Annotated in this window: 15 protein-coding genes and 1 pseudogene; all 16 read left to right on the forward strand. The window is 64.1% G+C overall.

Annotation, left to right across the window (positions count from 1 at the left end; translation table 11 throughout):
* Positions 1-94: 94 nt before the first annotated feature.
* Positions 95-460: pseudogene (locus EV674_RS13295) on the forward strand (sodium:solute symporter family transporter); the annotation flags it as partial.
* A 59-nt stretch (positions 461-519) separates the two neighbouring features.
* Positions 520-870, forward strand: a complete 351-nt coding sequence (locus EV674_RS13300; protein ID WP_119014055.1) for an FmdB family zinc ribbon protein — start codon at positions 520-522, stop codon at positions 868-870.
* A 7-nt stretch (positions 871-877) separates the two neighbouring features.
* Positions 878-1,507 (forward strand): DUF502 domain-containing protein, encoded by a 630-nt coding sequence (locus tag EV674_RS13305; RefSeq protein ID WP_119014112.1) that lies wholly within the window; start codon positions 878-880, stop codon positions 1,505-1,507.
* A gap of 30 nt (positions 1,508-1,537) precedes the next feature.
* Complete coding sequence (gene aspS / locus EV674_RS13310) at positions 1,538-3,352, forward strand: aspartate--tRNA ligase (RefSeq protein ID WP_119014056.1); 1,815 nt, start codon at positions 1,538-1,540, stop codon at positions 3,350-3,352.
* A 69-nt stretch (positions 3,353-3,421) separates the two neighbouring features.
* Complete coding sequence (locus EV674_RS13315) at positions 3,422-4,339, forward strand: restriction endonuclease (RefSeq protein WP_119014057.1); 918 nt, start codon at positions 3,422-3,424, stop codon at positions 4,337-4,339.
* 6 nt (positions 4,340-4,345) lie between these two features.
* On the forward strand, positions 4,346-4,840 hold the full coding sequence (gene nudB, locus EV674_RS13320) for a dihydroneopterin triphosphate diphosphatase (protein WP_119014058.1): 495 nt from the start codon (positions 4,346-4,348) through the stop codon (positions 4,838-4,840).
* Entirely contained in the window at positions 4,837-5,586 is a 750-nt protein-coding gene (locus tag EV674_RS13325) for an endonuclease/exonuclease/phosphatase family protein (protein WP_119014059.1), read from the forward strand. The genes nudB and EV674_RS13325 overlap by 4 nt, the downstream gene beginning before the upstream one ends.
* 8 nt (positions 5,587-5,594) lie before the next feature.
* On the forward strand, positions 5,595-6,824 hold the full coding sequence (gene clsB / locus EV674_RS13330) for a cardiolipin synthase ClsB (RefSeq protein ID WP_119014113.1): 1,230 nt from the start codon (positions 5,595-5,597) through the stop codon (positions 6,822-6,824).
* A 110-nt stretch (positions 6,825-6,934) separates the two neighbouring features.
* Positions 6,935-7,660 (forward strand): GTP cyclohydrolase I, encoded by a 726-nt coding sequence (folE, locus tag EV674_RS13335; RefSeq protein ID WP_119014060.1) that lies wholly within the window; start codon positions 6,935-6,937, stop codon positions 7,658-7,660.
* 3 nt (positions 7,661-7,663) lie between these two features.
* Positions 7,664-8,086, forward strand: a complete 423-nt coding sequence (locus tag EV674_RS13340) for a BLUF domain-containing protein (RefSeq protein WP_119014061.1) — start codon at positions 7,664-7,666, stop codon at positions 8,084-8,086.
* A gap of 20 nt (positions 8,087-8,106) precedes the next feature.
* Positions 8,107-8,964, forward strand: coding sequence for a DUF429 domain-containing protein (locus tag EV674_RS13345; RefSeq protein WP_241524988.1), 858 nt, complete (start codon positions 8,107-8,109; stop codon positions 8,962-8,964).
* A complete protein-coding gene (locus EV674_RS13350) occupies positions 8,961-9,182 on the forward strand; it encodes a hypothetical protein (protein WP_119014063.1) in 222 nt (73 codons plus the stop codon). The genes EV674_RS13345 and EV674_RS13350 overlap by 4 nt, the downstream gene beginning before the upstream one ends.
* A 94-nt stretch (positions 9,183-9,276) precedes the next feature.
* Positions 9,277-9,918 (forward strand): LysE family translocator, encoded by a 642-nt coding sequence (locus tag EV674_RS13355; RefSeq protein ID WP_119014064.1) that lies wholly within the window; start codon positions 9,277-9,279, stop codon positions 9,916-9,918.
* 89 nt (positions 9,919-10,007) lie between these two features.
* Complete coding sequence (locus tag EV674_RS13360; protein ID WP_119014065.1) at positions 10,008-12,056, forward strand: TIGR03768 family metallophosphoesterase; 2,049 nt, start codon at positions 10,008-10,010, stop codon at positions 12,054-12,056.
* A 155-nt stretch (positions 12,057-12,211) separates the two neighbouring features.
* Complete coding sequence (locus EV674_RS13365; protein ID WP_119014066.1) at positions 12,212-12,907, forward strand: histidine phosphatase family protein; 696 nt, start codon at positions 12,212-12,214, stop codon at positions 12,905-12,907.
* A gap of 202 nt (positions 12,908-13,109) precedes the next feature.
* A complete protein-coding gene (locus tag EV674_RS13370) occupies positions 13,110-14,339 on the forward strand; it encodes a CaiB/BaiF CoA transferase family protein (RefSeq protein ID WP_119014067.1) in 1,230 nt (409 codons plus the stop codon).
* Positions 14,340-14,359: the final 20 nt, after the last annotated feature.

Here is a 14,359-nt window from a genome sequence, read left to right on the forward strand (position 1 = left end):
TGGCTGCTTTGGCACTGGGGGCAGATCAGACTCATCTGTTGAACCTCGCACAAATGCGGAAAGATTGCATAAAAATACCTTTTTCGCAATCCCCATGCGTGTGGCAGTGCTGGTGTTCACGGGCTGTGTGCTGACCTATGCCATTACCATGCAGGGCACGTCGATTTATGAAATGGTGTCGGGCGCCTACCAGGTGCCGCTGGTGGGGGCCTTTGTGCCGCTGGTGTTCGGTTTGTACTGGAGCCGCGCTACCACCCAGGGCGCCTTGCTGGCCGTGGCGTTGGGGCTGGGCACCTGGTTGTTGTTTTTGAGCAGCCCGGCGTTGTCGGCGGCGTTTCCGCAGCAACTGGCCGGGTTGCTGGCCGCCTTGGTGGGGATGCTGGCTGGCTCGCTGGTGCCGCAGTTTGTGCCCGACCACAAGGGCCATGTCCACCATTACGAGGGCAGCGTGGCGGCATAAGGGAAAACACTGGCACCTATAATCGAAAGCTTTGCACTTTCACTCCAGGCCCCAAAAATATGCCTATTTACGCCTACAAATGCGGCTCCTGCGGCCATGCCAAGGATGTGCTGCAAAAAATGTCCGATGCCCCCCTGACCCAGTGCCCCGCCTGCGGTGCAGAAGCCTTCACCAAGCAGGTGACGGCTGCGGGTTTTCAGCTCAAGGGATCGGGTTGGTACGTCACGGATTTCCGGGGTGGCAGCAGCACCAGCGCAGCCCCCGCTACCAGCGACAAAGCCAGCGCCCCCACCACCGAGGCGGCGCCTGCGGCGGCCAGTGCCAGCAGTCCCGCCACAGATGCTCCTAAAACAGTAGCTGCTAGCGCAGCGCCAGCAAGCGCTAGCGCCAGTTCTGCTGTTAACTCCTGAGTTGTTGATGTCTGCCTTGCGCAAATGGCTGTTCACCGGGCTGCTGGTGATCGTTCCCGGAGCGATTACGGTCTCGGTGTTGCACTGGATCGTGGGTTTGCTCGACCAGACCCTGCTCATCCTGCCCGCAGCCTGGCACCCCGACAAACTGCTGGGTTTTCACATTCCCGGCTTTGGTGTGGTGCTCACCCTGCTGATCCTGCTGGCGGTGGGGGCCACGGCCAGCAACTTTGCCGGTCGCAAGCTGGTGCAGTGGGGCGACGCGCTGGTCAGCCGCATCCCGGTGGTGCGCTCCATTTACTCCAGCGTCAAGCAAGTCTCTGACACCCTGTTTTCTGAAAGCGGCAACGCCTTTCGCACCGCGGTGCTGGTGCAGTGGCCGCGCGAAGGCGTCTGGACGGTGGCTTTCGTCACTGGCGCGCCCAGCGGCGAGGTGGCTGCCTACCTGCGCGACGAGTTCGTCAGCGTGTACGTGCCCACCACGCCCAACCCCACCGGGGGTTATTTCGTGATGGTGCGCAAAAGCGATTGCGTCGAGCTTGAAATGAGCGTTGATGCCGCCTTGCGCTACATCGTTTCCATGGGCGTTGTGGCGCCCGCCGACCCCCTTCTCTCGACCCCCAAGTCAACCCCTTAACGCGCCCCTGACGGCGCCGGAAGTTCTGCCATGGCCATGCGTTCCCACTATTGCGGTCTTGTGACCGAAGCCCTGTTGGGCCAAACCGTCACCCTGGCGGGTTGGGTCAACCGCCGCCGCGACCACGGCGGTGTCATCTTTATCGACCTGCGCGACCGCGAAGGCTACGTGCAGGTGGTCTGCGACCCCGACCGCGCCGACATGTTCAAGACCGCCGAAGGCGTGCGCAATGAGTTCTGCGTGCAGGTCAAGGGCCTGGTGCGCGCGCGCCCCGAGGGCACGGCCAACGACGGCCTCAAGAGCGGCAAGATCGAGGTGCTGTGCCATGAGCTGAACGTGCTCAACCCCTCGGTCACGCCCCCGTTCCAGATCGACGAAGAAAACCTCTCCGAGACGACGCGCCTCACCCACCGCGTGCTCGACCTGCGCCGTCCGTACATGCAGAACAACCTGATGCTGCGCTACAAGGTGTCGATGGAAGTGCGCAAGTTCCTCGATGCCAACGGCTTCATCGACATCGAAACGCCCATGCTCACCAAGAGCACGCCCGAAGGCGCGCGCGACTACCTGGTGCCCAGCCGCGTACACGATGGCCACTTTTTTGCGCTGCCCCAGTCGCCCCAGCTGTTCAAGCAGCTGTTGATGGTGGCCGGTTTTGACCGCTACTACCAGATCACCAAGTGCTTCCGCGACGAAGACCTGCGCGCTGACCGCCAGCCCGAGTTCACGCAGATCGATATCGAAACCTCGTTCATGGAAGAGCAGGACATCCGCGACATGTTCCAGGGCATGATTAAGACGGTGTTCCAGAACACGCTGGGCGTGGACTTGGGCGAGTTCCCGGTCATGACCTACCAGGATGCGGCCTACCGCTTTGGCTCCGACAAGCCCGATCTGCGCGTCAAGCTCGAATTCACCGAACTGACCGACGTGATGAAGGACGTGGACTTCAAGGTGTTCTCGGGCGCCGCCAACATGAAGAATGGCCGTGTGGTGGCCCTGCGCGTGCCCGGCGGCGCGCGCGAAGCTGGCGGCCTGTCGCGCGGTGAAATCGACGGCTACACCGAATTCGTCAAGATTTACGGTGCCAAGGGATTGGCCTACATCAAGGTCAACGAACTGGCCAAGGGCCGCGACGGCCTGCAATCGCCCATCGTCAAGAACATCCACGACGCAGCCATTGCTGAAATCCTCCAGCGCACTGGCGCGCAAGATGGCGACCTGTTGTTCTTCGGTGCGGACAAGGAAAAGGTGGTCAATGATGCCATCGGCGCGCTGCGCATCAAGATCGGTCACAGCGAGTTCGGCAAGAAAAACGGCCTGTTTGAAGACCGCTGGGCACCGCTGTGGGTGGTGGACTTCCCCATGTTCGAGCACGACGAAGAAAACGACCGCTGGGTGGCCGTGCACCACCCCTTCACCGCGCCCAAGGACGGCCACGAAGACTACATGGTCACGGCCCCCGAAAAGTGCATCTCCAAGGGCTATGACATGGTTCTGAACGGCTGGGAGATGGGTGGCGGCTCGGTGCGTATCCACCGCGCTGATGTGCAGCAAAAAGTGTTCGATGCCCTCAAGATCACGCCCGAAGAGGCACAGCAGAAGTTCGGCTTCTTGCTCGATGCGCTGCAATACGGCGCGCCCCCGCACGGTGGTCTGGCCTTTGGCCTGGACCGCATCGTCACGCTGATGACGGGCGCCGAGTCCATCCGCGACGTGATCGCCTTCCCCAAGACCCAGCGCGCCCAGTGCCTGCTGACGCAAGCGCCGTCGCCTGTCGATGAGAAGCAACTGCGCGAGCTGCACATCCGCCTGCGCAATGTGGACGCCGTGAAGGCGGGCTGATCGCTGCAGGCCTTCGGGCAGAATCAGAGGCGCCTTCGGGCGCCTTTTTTCATTCCAAAATGGATAGCCATGGCCATACCTGATTACGAAACGTTGATGCATCCGTTGCTATCAAGGCTTGCCGATGAGCAGATACGTGTTGTGAAGGATGTCGTGGCGCAATTGGCCGACGAATTCAGGTTGACGTTGGAAGAAAGAGCGCAATTGCTGCCGAGTGGCGGAACTCTCACGTTTGCCTCTCGGGTTGGGTGGGCAAAGACGTACCTCAAGAAGGCTGGCTTGGTGCAGCAACCAAAGCGTGGACTGGTTCAAATCACCGATCAAGGAAAAGCTGCGCTTGCGCAGCAGCCGGTGCGAATTGATGTTGGCTTTCTTGAGCAGTTTTCATCATTTCTTGACTTCAGAAATTCGTCACGGGAAAAGCCGATTTCTACCCGCTTAAACGATGTGTTGCCTTTGCCCAGTGACTTGACTCCGGATGAGGTGATAGAGGCTGCGTACCAGCGATCCATATCTGCACTTGCTGATGAAGTCCTGGAGCGCGTCAAGGCTTGCTCGCCCATTTACTTTGAGCGTTTGGTGGTGCAGCTGCTCATCCAAATGGGTTACGGCGGCAGCCGCGAAGAAGCAGGCAAAGCCGTGGGCCGCAGCGGTGACGGCGGCATTGATGGCGTCATCAACGAAGACCGTCTGGGGCTCGATGCCATCTACCTACAGGCCAAGCGCTGGAGTAACGTCGTCGGGCGGCCCGATATTCAGCAGTTTGTCGGCGCACTCGCAGGCCAGCGCGCGACCAAGGGAGTGTTCATATCCACCTCGCGTTTTACGCAGGAAGCCAAGGACTATGCAGCCAACAGCCAATACAAGGTGGTGCTGATCGACGGCGAGCGGCTGGCTGAGCTCATGATCGAGCACGACTTGGGCGTGTCGGTGGCGGCCACCTACCAGCTCAAGCGAATCGACTCCGATTTTTTCAACGAAGAGTAGGGCGCCATGGCCGTTGAACTGGTCGGGACGGCGCCACTGCCTTTCAAAATTCCCCAGTCGGTGCTGGTAGTGATCCACACGCCGACGCTGGACGTATTGCTGATCCGCCGCGCCATCGATGCGCCCGATGGCCAGGCTTTCTGGCAATCGGTCACGGGCAGCAAAGACAGTCCACAAGAAGACTGGCGTGACACGGCGGTGCGTGAGGTATGGGAAGAAACTGGCATCTGCGCCCATGCCTCCGGCTGCACACTGCGCGACTGGGGCCTGGAGAACGTGTACGACATCTACCCGCAGTGGCTGCACCGCTATGCGCCCGGCGTGCGGCGCAACACCGAGCATTTGTTCAGCCTGCAAGTGCCTGTAGTTCAGCCCGTGGTGCTCAGCCCGCGTGAGCACACCGCATGGGCCTGGTGGCCTTGGCGCGAGGCGGCAGACCGCTGTTTCTCGCCCTCCAACGCTGAGGCCATTTTGTTGCTGCCACAATTTGCCTCGCCATGAGCCCATCCCCTACCGCCCCCGACATCCTGCGCATTGCCACCTACAACATTCACAAGGGCGTGCAGGGCATAGGCCCGGCCCGGCGCCTGGAGATCCACAACCTGGGTCATGCGGTCGAGCAGCTCGATGCCGACATCGTTTGCTTGCAGGAAGTGCGCAAGCTGCACCGGCGTGAGGCGCAGTATTTTGAGCGCTGGCCTGATGTGCCGCAGGCCGAGTTTCTGGCGCCCGAGGGCTACGAGGCGGTGTACCGCACCAACGCCTTCACGCGGCACGGCGAGCATGGCAATGCGCTGTTGTCGCGCTGGCCGGTGGTGGGGCACCAGCACGAAGATATTTCTGACCACCGCTTTGAGCAGCGCGGGCTGTTGCACGTAGAGGTGGACATTGCCGGGCGCTGTGTGCATGTGATCGTGGTGCATCTGGGGCTGATTCCGGGCAGCCGGGTGCGCCAGGTGGCGCGCTTGCAGCAGTTCATTGAGCGCGAGGTGCCCACAGGCGCGCCTGTGGTGGTGGCGGGTGATTTCAACGACTGGGGTGCGCAAATCACGCGCATGCTGTGGGGCTTTGGCCTGTACGAGTTTGATGCGCCGCGTGCCTTTACCTTTCCCGCCCGGCTGCCGCTGGTGCAGCTCGACCATGTGTACGTGCGCGGGCTCGAACCCATCGGGCTGCAGGTGCCGCGCGGGCGCATCTGGTGGCGCATGTCGGACCACCTGCCGCTGATTGCCGAGTTTCGGGTCTAGTGCGCGCCATGAAGCGCCGCCTGGAGCTGGCCGATGGCCAGCATGTTCAACTGCTGCAAGGTGCGCTGGAACTGTTTCCGGCGCTGATCCAGGCCATGGATGCGGCGCGCGCCGACATCCAGCTGGAAACCTACATTTTTGACTTCACTGGTGCCGGTGCCAGCGTGGCCGAGGCGCTGGAGCGAGCGGCCCGGCGCGGTGTGCGCGCCCGTCTGGTGGTCGATGGCGTGGGCACCGGGCGGTTGCCGTCGGTGTGGCACCAGCGCTTTCAGGCCGCGGGTGTGCAGTGCCAGGTGTATTCGCCGCTGGGGCCGCTGGGGCTGCTGATGCCCGAGCGCTGGCGCCGGTTGCACCGCAAGCTGTGCGCGGTGGATGGGCGCGTGCTGTTTTGTGGCGGCATCAACGTGCTGGACGATTTTTACGATCCCAACTACGGCACCCTGGACGCGCCGCGCTTTGATTTTGCCGTGCAGGCCACCGGCGACCTGGCCGTGCAGGCCAGCGACACCATGGAGACTTTGTGGCAGCGCATGCAGGCGGTGCGTGATGTGCGCCACCACCACCTGCCCGACGCTGTGCGGGCCTTGCGCGCAGCGCGGGCTGCGCAGGCGGCCGGGCACACTGCCCAGCCCTTGCCCGAACCCGGCCAGCGCCTGCGTGCTGCGCTCTTGCTGCGCGACAACGTGCGTAACCGGGCCCGCATCGAAAAAGCCTACCTGCGTGCCATTGGCTTTGCACGCAAGGAAATCATCATCGCCAACGCCTACTTTCTGCCCGGGCGCAAGCTGCGCCGGGCGCTGGTTCATGCGGCCCGGCGCGGCGTGCGTGTGCAGTTGCTGCTGCAAGGGCGCTACGAGTATTTTTTGCAATACCATGCCGCGCGGCCTGTGTATGGCACGCTGCTGGCCGCTGGCGTCGAAATCCACGAATACGCGCCCAGCTTTTTGCACGCCAAGGTGGCTGTGATTGACGCGCTGGACGCGCGCCCGTGGGCCACGGTGGGATCGTCCAACCTCGATCCTTTGAGCCTGCTGCTGGCGCGCGAGGCCAACGTGGTGATCGAAGACGCCGCCTTTGCCCGGCAACTGCGCCGGCGCCTGGTGCATGCCATGGAGCACGCGGGCCAGCGGCTGGACCCGCAGCGCTACGCCCAGCGCCCCTGGCGTGCCCGTGTGCTCGACCGCATTGCCTTCGGTATGGTGCGCGCAGCTTTGTGGCTGACAGGAAAAAACTACTGACGGCAGCCTGTTTGCTATTAAATATGTAGCGTATAGCGCACGCTGGATAAGGCTTGGAGGCCAAAAACCCTTGTAATCTGTAGTGGCACGTTCGCTGGTAGGATGGCAGCATGTTCAGACCACTTGCAGCCGACATGACACCAGCCAACCCGGATGAAGGAACGCCCGTTTCCATCAAGATACGTGAGCGGCTCGTCGCGGCGCGCAAGCGCTTCAATGCCAACGACAACATTGCCGACTTTATCGAGCCCGGCGAGCTGGAGTTGCTGCTCGATGAGGTCGAGTCCAAGATGCAGGGCGTGCTCGACAGCCTGGTCATCCATACCGATGGTGACCACAACACCAAAAACACCGCGCGCCGCGTGGCCAAGATGTACCTCAATGAGGTGTTCAAGGGCCGCTACGTCGAGGCGCCTGCCATCACCGAATTTCCCAACGCCGAGCACCTCAACGAGCTGATGATCGTCGGCCCGCTCACGGTGCGCAGCGCTTGCAGCCACCACTTTTGCCCGGTGATCGGCAAAATCTGGATTGGCATCATGCCCAACGAGCACACCAACGTCATCGGCCTGTCCAAGTACGCGCGCCTGGTGGACTGGATCATGGGCCGCCCGCAAATCCAGGAAGAAGCCGTGGTGCAGCTGGCCGACCTGATCATGGAAAAAACCCAGCCCGACGGCCTGGCCATCGTCATGGAGGCCAGCCACTTTTGCATGTCCTGGCGCGGCGTGCGCGAGATGGACAGCAAGATGATCAACTCCGTGATGCGCGGCGTTTTCCTCAAAGACAGCGCGCTGCGCCGCGAATTTTTGTCACTCATCCCCGGGAGAAACTGATCTATGTTGGTACGCCTGCTTTACGCCAGCCGCGTGGTCGATACCTCGCCCGAGGCCATTGAATCCATCCTGGCCCAGTCGCGCCAGCACAACCCGGGCAGCGGCATCACCGGGGTGCTGTGCTATGGCGGCGGGGTTTTTCTGCAAGCCATCGAGGGTGGCCGCTCGGCGGTGAACGCGCTGTACGGCCATATCCAGCGCGACCCACGCCACCAGCAGGTGGAGCTGCTGCACTACGAAGAGATTGACGAGCGCTGCTTTGGCGGCTGGACCATGGGCCAGGTCAACCTCAGCAAGGTCAACCATTCCATCTTGCTCAAATACTCGGAAAAGCCTGAACTCGACCCTTATGCGGTGTCGGGCAAGGTGTCGTTTGCACTGCTGCAAGAGCTGATGGCCACCGCTGCCATCATGGGCCGCGCCTGACCACATCCCCCAGCCCCGCCTTGTTGGGCGTTGATTTTTCCAGCAGCCCCAGTGCGCGCAAACCCATCGTGCTGGCGCTGGGCCAGCGCACGGGCACGCAGGTGCAGCTGGCGCAGTTGCATCGCTTCCACACCTTGGCAGATTTCACGGCGTGGCTGGCCGAGCCGCGTTGCTGGGTGGGCGGTTTTGATTTTCCATTTGGGTTGCCGCGCGCGCTGGTGCAGCAGCTGGGCTGGCCGTTGCAGTGGTCGGCCTGCATGGCGCATTACCAGAGCCTGACGCGCGCACAAATCCGCGACACCTTTGCCGCCTTTTGCGCCGCCCGCCCTGTGGGGGCCAAGTTTGCCCACCGTGCCACCGATGGCCCGGCGGGCTCCAGCCCCAGCATGAAATGGGTCAATCCGCCGGTGGCGTACATGCTGCACGCGGGCGTTCCGTGCCTGTTGCAAGCGGGCGTGTGCCTGCCCGGCCTGCACCCCGGCGATAGCGCGCGCGTGGCCCTCGAAGCCTATCCCGGCCTGCTGGCGCGGCAGATTTTGGGTCGGCGCAGCTACAAAAGCGATGACCGCGCCCGGCAAACCCCCGAGCGCTTGGTGGCCCGCCAAGACCTGCTCCACGCGCTGGAGACCGGCCAGAACCGCCTGGGCCTGCAGCTGCAGTTGGGCCACGCCCAGCGCGATGCCGTGCTGAACGACCCCCGTGGCGATGTGCTGGACGCCGTGCTGTGCCTGTTGCAGGCCGCCTGGGGCGAATCGCGCCGCGCCCACGGGGATGCAGGGTACGGCCTGCCGCCCGGGTTCGATGCGCTGGAGGGTTGGATCGTCACGGCCCAGCCTGCCACTGCGTCCGCCACCACCACCACCGGGGATACGCCATGACCGCGCCCCTGCGCAGTGCCCGCGCTGCCCTGGCCGCTGCACTGCTGCTGTGCGGCGCCGCGCTGGCCGCACCGGCGCCCTGGTACTACTGGCGCAGCAAAATCGACGGCACCCGCATTTGTGCGCAAACCTCGCCCGGCCCGGGTTGGGAGCAAGACAGCGCCCCGTTTGAAGGCCCCGGCTGCCAGACGCGCCCGCGCCCGCCCACCCGGCGCTGATGGCCCGGCATGCCCGTGCTGGTTTCCCGGCACCAGGTGGGCGGGGCGGCACAATCGGCGTTTTTTGGGCGCTTCGCTGCCACCACCGATTGCCATGCCTTCTCTGGAAACCCTGATCGCCTTTTTTGGCGTCTCGCTGCTGCTGGGGCTGACGCCCGGGCCGGACAACCTTTTTGTGCTGGTGCAGTCCGCCCAGCGTGGCTGGCGTGCGGGCATGGCGGTGGTGCTGGGCTTGTGCGTGGGGCTGGTAGTCCACACGGCGGCGGTGGCGCTGGGGCTGGCTGCGGTGTTTGCCGCCTCGGCCATGGCGTTTACGGCGCTGAAGTGGTGTGGCGCCGCCTATCTGGCTTATCTGGCCTGGCAGGCTTTGCGGGCGCCAGCGGCGCTGGCCTGCGAAGCGGCGCCCACCGCCGCTGCGGCCAGTGGGCCCAGCGGGCGGCGCATGGTGGCACGCGGTGCGGTGATGAGCCTGACCAACCCCAAGGTGCTGGTGTTTTTCCTGGCCTTTTTGCCGCAGTTTGCCGATCCCGCGCGCGGCCCGGTGGCGTTGCAGCTGATGGTGCTGGGCGCCGTGTTCATCCTGGCTACGTTGCTAGTGTTTGGCGCCATCGCCTGCTTTACCGGGGCGTTTGGCGCGCTGTTGCAGCGCTCGGCACGGGCGCAAACGGTGCTCAACCGGGTAGCGGGTCTGGTGTTTCTGGGATTGGCCGTGCGCCTGGCCACCGCAGAGCGGTAAATCCGGCTTGTTCGTGGCGCATGCCAACGCTATGGTGGGGGTGTTCGCAACGTATTTGCGGACGTTTTTTCCACCAAGAAAGGTGTTTCATGCAGAGCAAGAGTTCCCCATCCATCCCTGATTTCAGCATTCAGGGCAGCCTCGGTCGCCGGGGTTTTCTGCGCTACAGCCTGGGCTCTTTTGCCATGGTGTCCACGGGGTCGATATTGGGAGGGTGCGGTGGCAGTGACCCGCTTCAGTCCTATCGGATCGACACCACCGTGGTGCCCACCACCGAACGCATGGTCTCGTTTCCCTATAACCTGCAAGGCCTGGCGGCCAACGAGATCGACAAAGTGGCCAAGTACGACGACTTTGGCTATGGCGCCTGGACTTTTGCGGCAGGCTTGCCCATCGTGCCCCGGTTGGACTTGATGCCGGGCGGCTACAGCAACCCCACGCCCACGCGGCGCCAGAAACTGGCCCGTTTCTTCACCTTCTCGGACATCCACATCACCGACAAGGAGGCGCCCAACCAGCTCCTGCTGTTGCAGGAGTTTGAGCGCTACGCCGTCAACAACACCTCGATTTACTCGCCGGTGATGATGTACACCACCCAGGTGCTGGATGCGGCCATGCAGACCATGAACGCACTGCACCGGAAAAACCCGTTTGATTTCGCCCTCTCGCTGGGCGATACCTGCAACAGCACGTCGTACAACGAACTGCGCTGGTACATCGACGTGATCGACGGCAAGGTCATCCGGCCCAGCTCGGGCGCGCACCTGGGCGCTGACAGCATCGATTACCAAAAGCCCTACCAGGCGGTGGGCCTGGACAAATCCATTCCCTGGTACCAGACCATGGGCAACCATGACCACTTCATGATCGGCTCGTTTCCGGTGGATGCCGATCCCAGCCTGGGGTTTCGGGAGTCCTATGTGGCCGACACCGTCTGGGCGGTGGCCGACATGCTCAAACCCAATGCGGGCACCTTTCCTGTGTTGTTCAATATGCAGGACTTCAAGGCCGTACCCCGCTACCACATGGGCGTGATGGATGGCAGCAGCCCGTGGGGCAGCGTCATCCACACCGGCCTGAGTACCAGCCCCAAGTTTGCCGGTGGTGCGCCCAAGGTGGCCGCAGACCCCGACCGGCGATCCCTGCTGCGCACCGAGTGGATACAGGAATTTTTCAAGACCAGCACCGGCCCGGTTGGGCACGGGTTTCATCTGGTGGACAAATCCGCCCCGACGGGCTTTGCCTGCTACAGCTTCATGCCCAAGGCCGATGTGCCACTCAAGGTCATTGTGCTGGACGATACGCAGAGTGAAAACGACGGCTCCAAGGACATCCACGGCCACGGCTACCTGGACGCGGTGCGCTGGGCCTGGCTGAAGGCCGAGCTGGCCGCCGGGCAGGCGGCCAACCAGCTTATGGTGATTGCCGCCCATATCCCGATTGGTGTGGCTGCCGTCGGCACCGAGATGGAGTGGTGGCTGAACGACGTGCACATGGCCTCGGCGACGGCGGCGCAACCGCAGTGGTGGCAAAGTGAGCCCCCCGTGGCCCCCGAGCACCGCAACGCCACCACCTTGACCGAGCTGGTCGAGACGCTGCAAAACACCCCCAACCTGATTGCGTGGCTGGCCGGACACCGCCACTTCAATACCGTCAAGGCCTTTCCATCGCCCGATGCGGCGCAGCCAGAGAAAGGGTTCTGGCAGGTCGAAACCTCGTCGCTGCGGGACTTTCCGCAGCAACTGCGCACGTTTGAGATCTACCTCAACAGCGACTATTCGATCTCGGTCGTTACCGTCAACGTCGATACCGCCGTGGCGCCCGGCACACCGGCTGCCACCTCGCGCAAATACGCCGTGGCGGTGCAGCAGATCGTGCAAAACGACCTGCGGGTCAATGCGCCCAATGCGGCCACCATGACCAACAGCGGCGTCACGTTGCCGCTGCCCACCATCGATCCCACGCGGCCCCAGGCCGGCGATGCGGGCACCCAGGCTGGGCTGGTGCCCGACCCCAGCATCCAGTTCACCGATCTGAAAAACCAGGGTGTGCCCTACAACGCGTCGTACAACGCCGAGCTGTTCAAACCGCTGAGCCCGGCCATGGTGGCCGCCCTGAAGGCCCGCTTTCCTGCCTGAGGCGGGGTGCCTGTCCCCCACCCGGCCTGCCGATTGCGCAGGCCCGGGGGATGTCTGTAATTTGCTATTAAAAAAATAGCTGCTTGCGCTTACTGCGTAAGGGCTGAACGCCAATTTGCTTGTGAATTTGGTGTCTGCCGCCCGATAATCAGGCCATGACCGACATCATCCTCATCCGCCACGGCGAGACCGACTGGAACCGCGAGCTGCGCTTTCAGGGACAGGTCGATGTGCCACTCAACGCCACCGGCCATGAGCAGGCGCGCCGCCTGGCCCAGCGCCTGGCGCAGGAGGCGGTGGTGGCCCACCATTTGGTCAGCAGCGATCTGGTGCGCACCCGCCAGACGGCGCAGCCCGTGCTGGGCGCGCTGTTGCCGCAACTGCACATCGACAACCTGACCGACCCCGACCTGCGCGAGCAAAACTTTGGCCTGGTCGATGGCATGCGTGTGCAGGACATCAAAGACCAGCACCCTGATGCCTGGGCGCGGTGGCTGTGCTTTGCGCCCGACAGCGGCATGCCCGGCGGTGAGACGACGCAACAGTTCCACGCCCGCGTTATTGGGGCTCTGCAACGCCTGGCGCAGCAGCACGCGGGCCAGACGCTGGTGGTGGTCACGCACGGCGGCGTGCTCGACATGGTCTGGCGCACCGCGCAGGGCCTGGGCTTGTCGGGGCCGCGCCAAAGCGATATTCCGAACGCTGCGCTGAACCGGGTGCGTCTGCGTCCCGGTGCCATCGATATCCTGCATTGGGCCGATACGCGCCATCTCCAGGGCCTGCCCGCGCAACCCGTGTACGACCAGACCCGGTTGCAAGGCGCGGGGGGCGCCCCGCCTGCTGACCGCTGACCGTGGTTGTCCCGTGCCATCGGGGCCGTGGCAGGGTGGCGTCAGGGCTGGGGCGATGTAGCCGGGCAACGGTGCGGCGGTGCTGCCAGGCGCCACCGCCCCCGGATGCCACTGGCTGCATGGGTGTGATCGTTCCGGCCAATCGGTTTGACCGCCTGTGCCATTGGCGGGCCCGGGGGTGGTGCCTAGACTGGCCCGTGCCATGTCCCAAAATCCTTCTTCCCTTTCTTCTTCTGCGCCTGCGGGCGCTCCGCTGCGCGGCGTGCGCGTGCTTGACCTGACACGGCTGCTGCCCGGCCCGGTGTGCGCGCTGCATTTGGCCGATCTGGGCGCTGAGGTCATCAAAATCGAAGACACCGGCGCGGGTGACTACGCCGCAGCGGCGCTGCGCACGCTGGTCAACCGCAACAAGCGCGGGCTGGCGCTGGACTTGAAGCAGCCCGGTGGCGTCGAGGCGCTGCTGCGCCTGTGCGAGAGCGCCGATGTGCTGGTGGAGGGCTTTCGCCCCGGCGTGATGGAGCGCCTGGGTGTGGGCTACGCCGCAGTGGCCGCGCGCAACCCGCGCATCGTTTATTGCAGCATCACCGGCTACGGCCAGACTGGCCCCTACCGCGATGCCCCTGGCCACGACATGAACTACAGCGGCTGGGCCGGTGTGGCCGACCAGATGGGCGTGCCCGGTCAGCCCCCGGCACTGTCGAATCTGCCGGTGGCCGACCTGCTTGGCGGCTCGATGACGGCAGCCATGGGCATTCTGGCTGCGCTGTTCGATGCCAGCCGCACCGGCACCGGACGCCATGTGGACATCGCTATTGCCGATGGCGTGCTGGCCCATGCCGTGCTGCCGCTGGCCGCCGTCAACACCCACGGCCAGGCCGATGCGGTAGGCCAGAGCAAGCTCACGGGCGCGCTGCCGTGCTACGCCATGTATGCCACCGCCGATGGCCGCTACCTGGCCGTGGCCGCGCTGGAGCGCAAGTTCTGGGATGCCTTTTGCGCGCGCATTGGCCGGGCGGATCTGCAAGCCTTGCACTACCCGCTGGCGCCCGCGCAGGCGCAGTGGGTGCGCGCCGAATTGCAGGCGCTGATAGGTGCGCACCCCCTGGCCTGGTGGACAGACAAACTGCGCGACGCTGACTGCTGCGTCACGCCCGTGCTGCGGCTGCAAGAAGCGTTGGACAACCCGCAGTTTGCTGCCCGCGCCATGGTGCTGCCGCTGGATGCGGGTGCCACCGCCAGCGCCGCCGCTACCAACCCCACCCCAGACCGGGCGCAGCGCCAGTTTGCCTGCCCCGTGAAGATGACCGGATTTGAGTTTTCCGTGCGCCAACCCGCGCCACGCCCCGGTGAACACACCGAGGACGTGCTGCGGGAGGCGGGTTACAGCGCAGCGGAGATACAGGCTTTGCGCAGCCGGGGTGCCGTGGGCTGAACCCCTTTTTCCGGGGGGGC

The sequence above is a fragment of the Simplicispira metamorpha genome (assembly GCF_004341365.1).
GTDB lineage: Bacteria > Pseudomonadota > Gammaproteobacteria > Burkholderiales > Burkholderiaceae_C > Simplicispira > Simplicispira metamorpha.

What these genes read in the sequence shown, in the direction of transcription:
- EV674_RS13300 (WP_119014055.1), top strand. Translation starts at nt 520, where the DNA reads ATGCCTATTTACGCCTACAAATGCGGCTCCTGCGGCCATGCCAAGGAT.
- EV674_RS13305 (WP_119014112.1), top strand. Translation starts at nt 878, where the DNA reads ATGTCTGCCTTGCGCAAATGGCTGTTCACCGGGCTGCTGGTGATCGTT.
- aspS (WP_119014056.1), top strand. Translation starts at nt 1,538, where the DNA reads ATGGCCATGCGTTCCCACTATTGCGGTCTTGTGACCGAAGCCCTGTTG.
- EV674_RS13315 (WP_119014057.1), top strand. Translation starts at nt 3,422, where the DNA reads ATGGCCATACCTGATTACGAAACGTTGATGCATCCGTTGCTATCAAGG.
- nudB (WP_119014058.1), top strand. Translation starts at nt 4,346, where the DNA reads ATGGCCGTTGAACTGGTCGGGACGGCGCCACTGCCTTTCAAAATTCCC.
- EV674_RS13325 (WP_119014059.1), top strand. Translation starts at nt 4,837, where the DNA reads ATGAGCCCATCCCCTACCGCCCCCGACATCCTGCGCATTGCCACCTAC.
- clsB (WP_119014113.1), top strand. Translation starts at nt 5,595, where the DNA reads ATGAAGCGCCGCCTGGAGCTGGCCGATGGCCAGCATGTTCAACTGCTG.
- folE (WP_119014060.1), top strand. Translation starts at nt 6,935, where the DNA reads ATGTTCAGACCACTTGCAGCCGACATGACACCAGCCAACCCGGATGAA.
- EV674_RS13340 (WP_119014061.1), top strand. Translation starts at nt 7,664, where the DNA reads ATGTTGGTACGCCTGCTTTACGCCAGCCGCGTGGTCGATACCTCGCCC.
- EV674_RS13350 (WP_119014063.1), top strand. Translation starts at nt 8,961, where the DNA reads ATGACCGCGCCCCTGCGCAGTGCCCGCGCTGCCCTGGCCGCTGCACTG.
- EV674_RS13355 (WP_119014064.1), top strand. Translation starts at nt 9,277, where the DNA reads ATGCCTTCTCTGGAAACCCTGATCGCCTTTTTTGGCGTCTCGCTGCTG.
- EV674_RS13360 (WP_119014065.1), top strand. Translation starts at nt 10,008, where the DNA reads ATGCAGAGCAAGAGTTCCCCATCCATCCCTGATTTCAGCATTCAGGGC.
- EV674_RS13365 (WP_119014066.1), top strand. Translation starts at nt 12,212, where the DNA reads ATGACCGACATCATCCTCATCCGCCACGGCGAGACCGACTGGAACCGC.
- EV674_RS13370 (WP_119014067.1), top strand. Translation starts at nt 13,110, where the DNA reads ATGTCCCAAAATCCTTCTTCCCTTTCTTCTTCTGCGCCTGCGGGCGCT.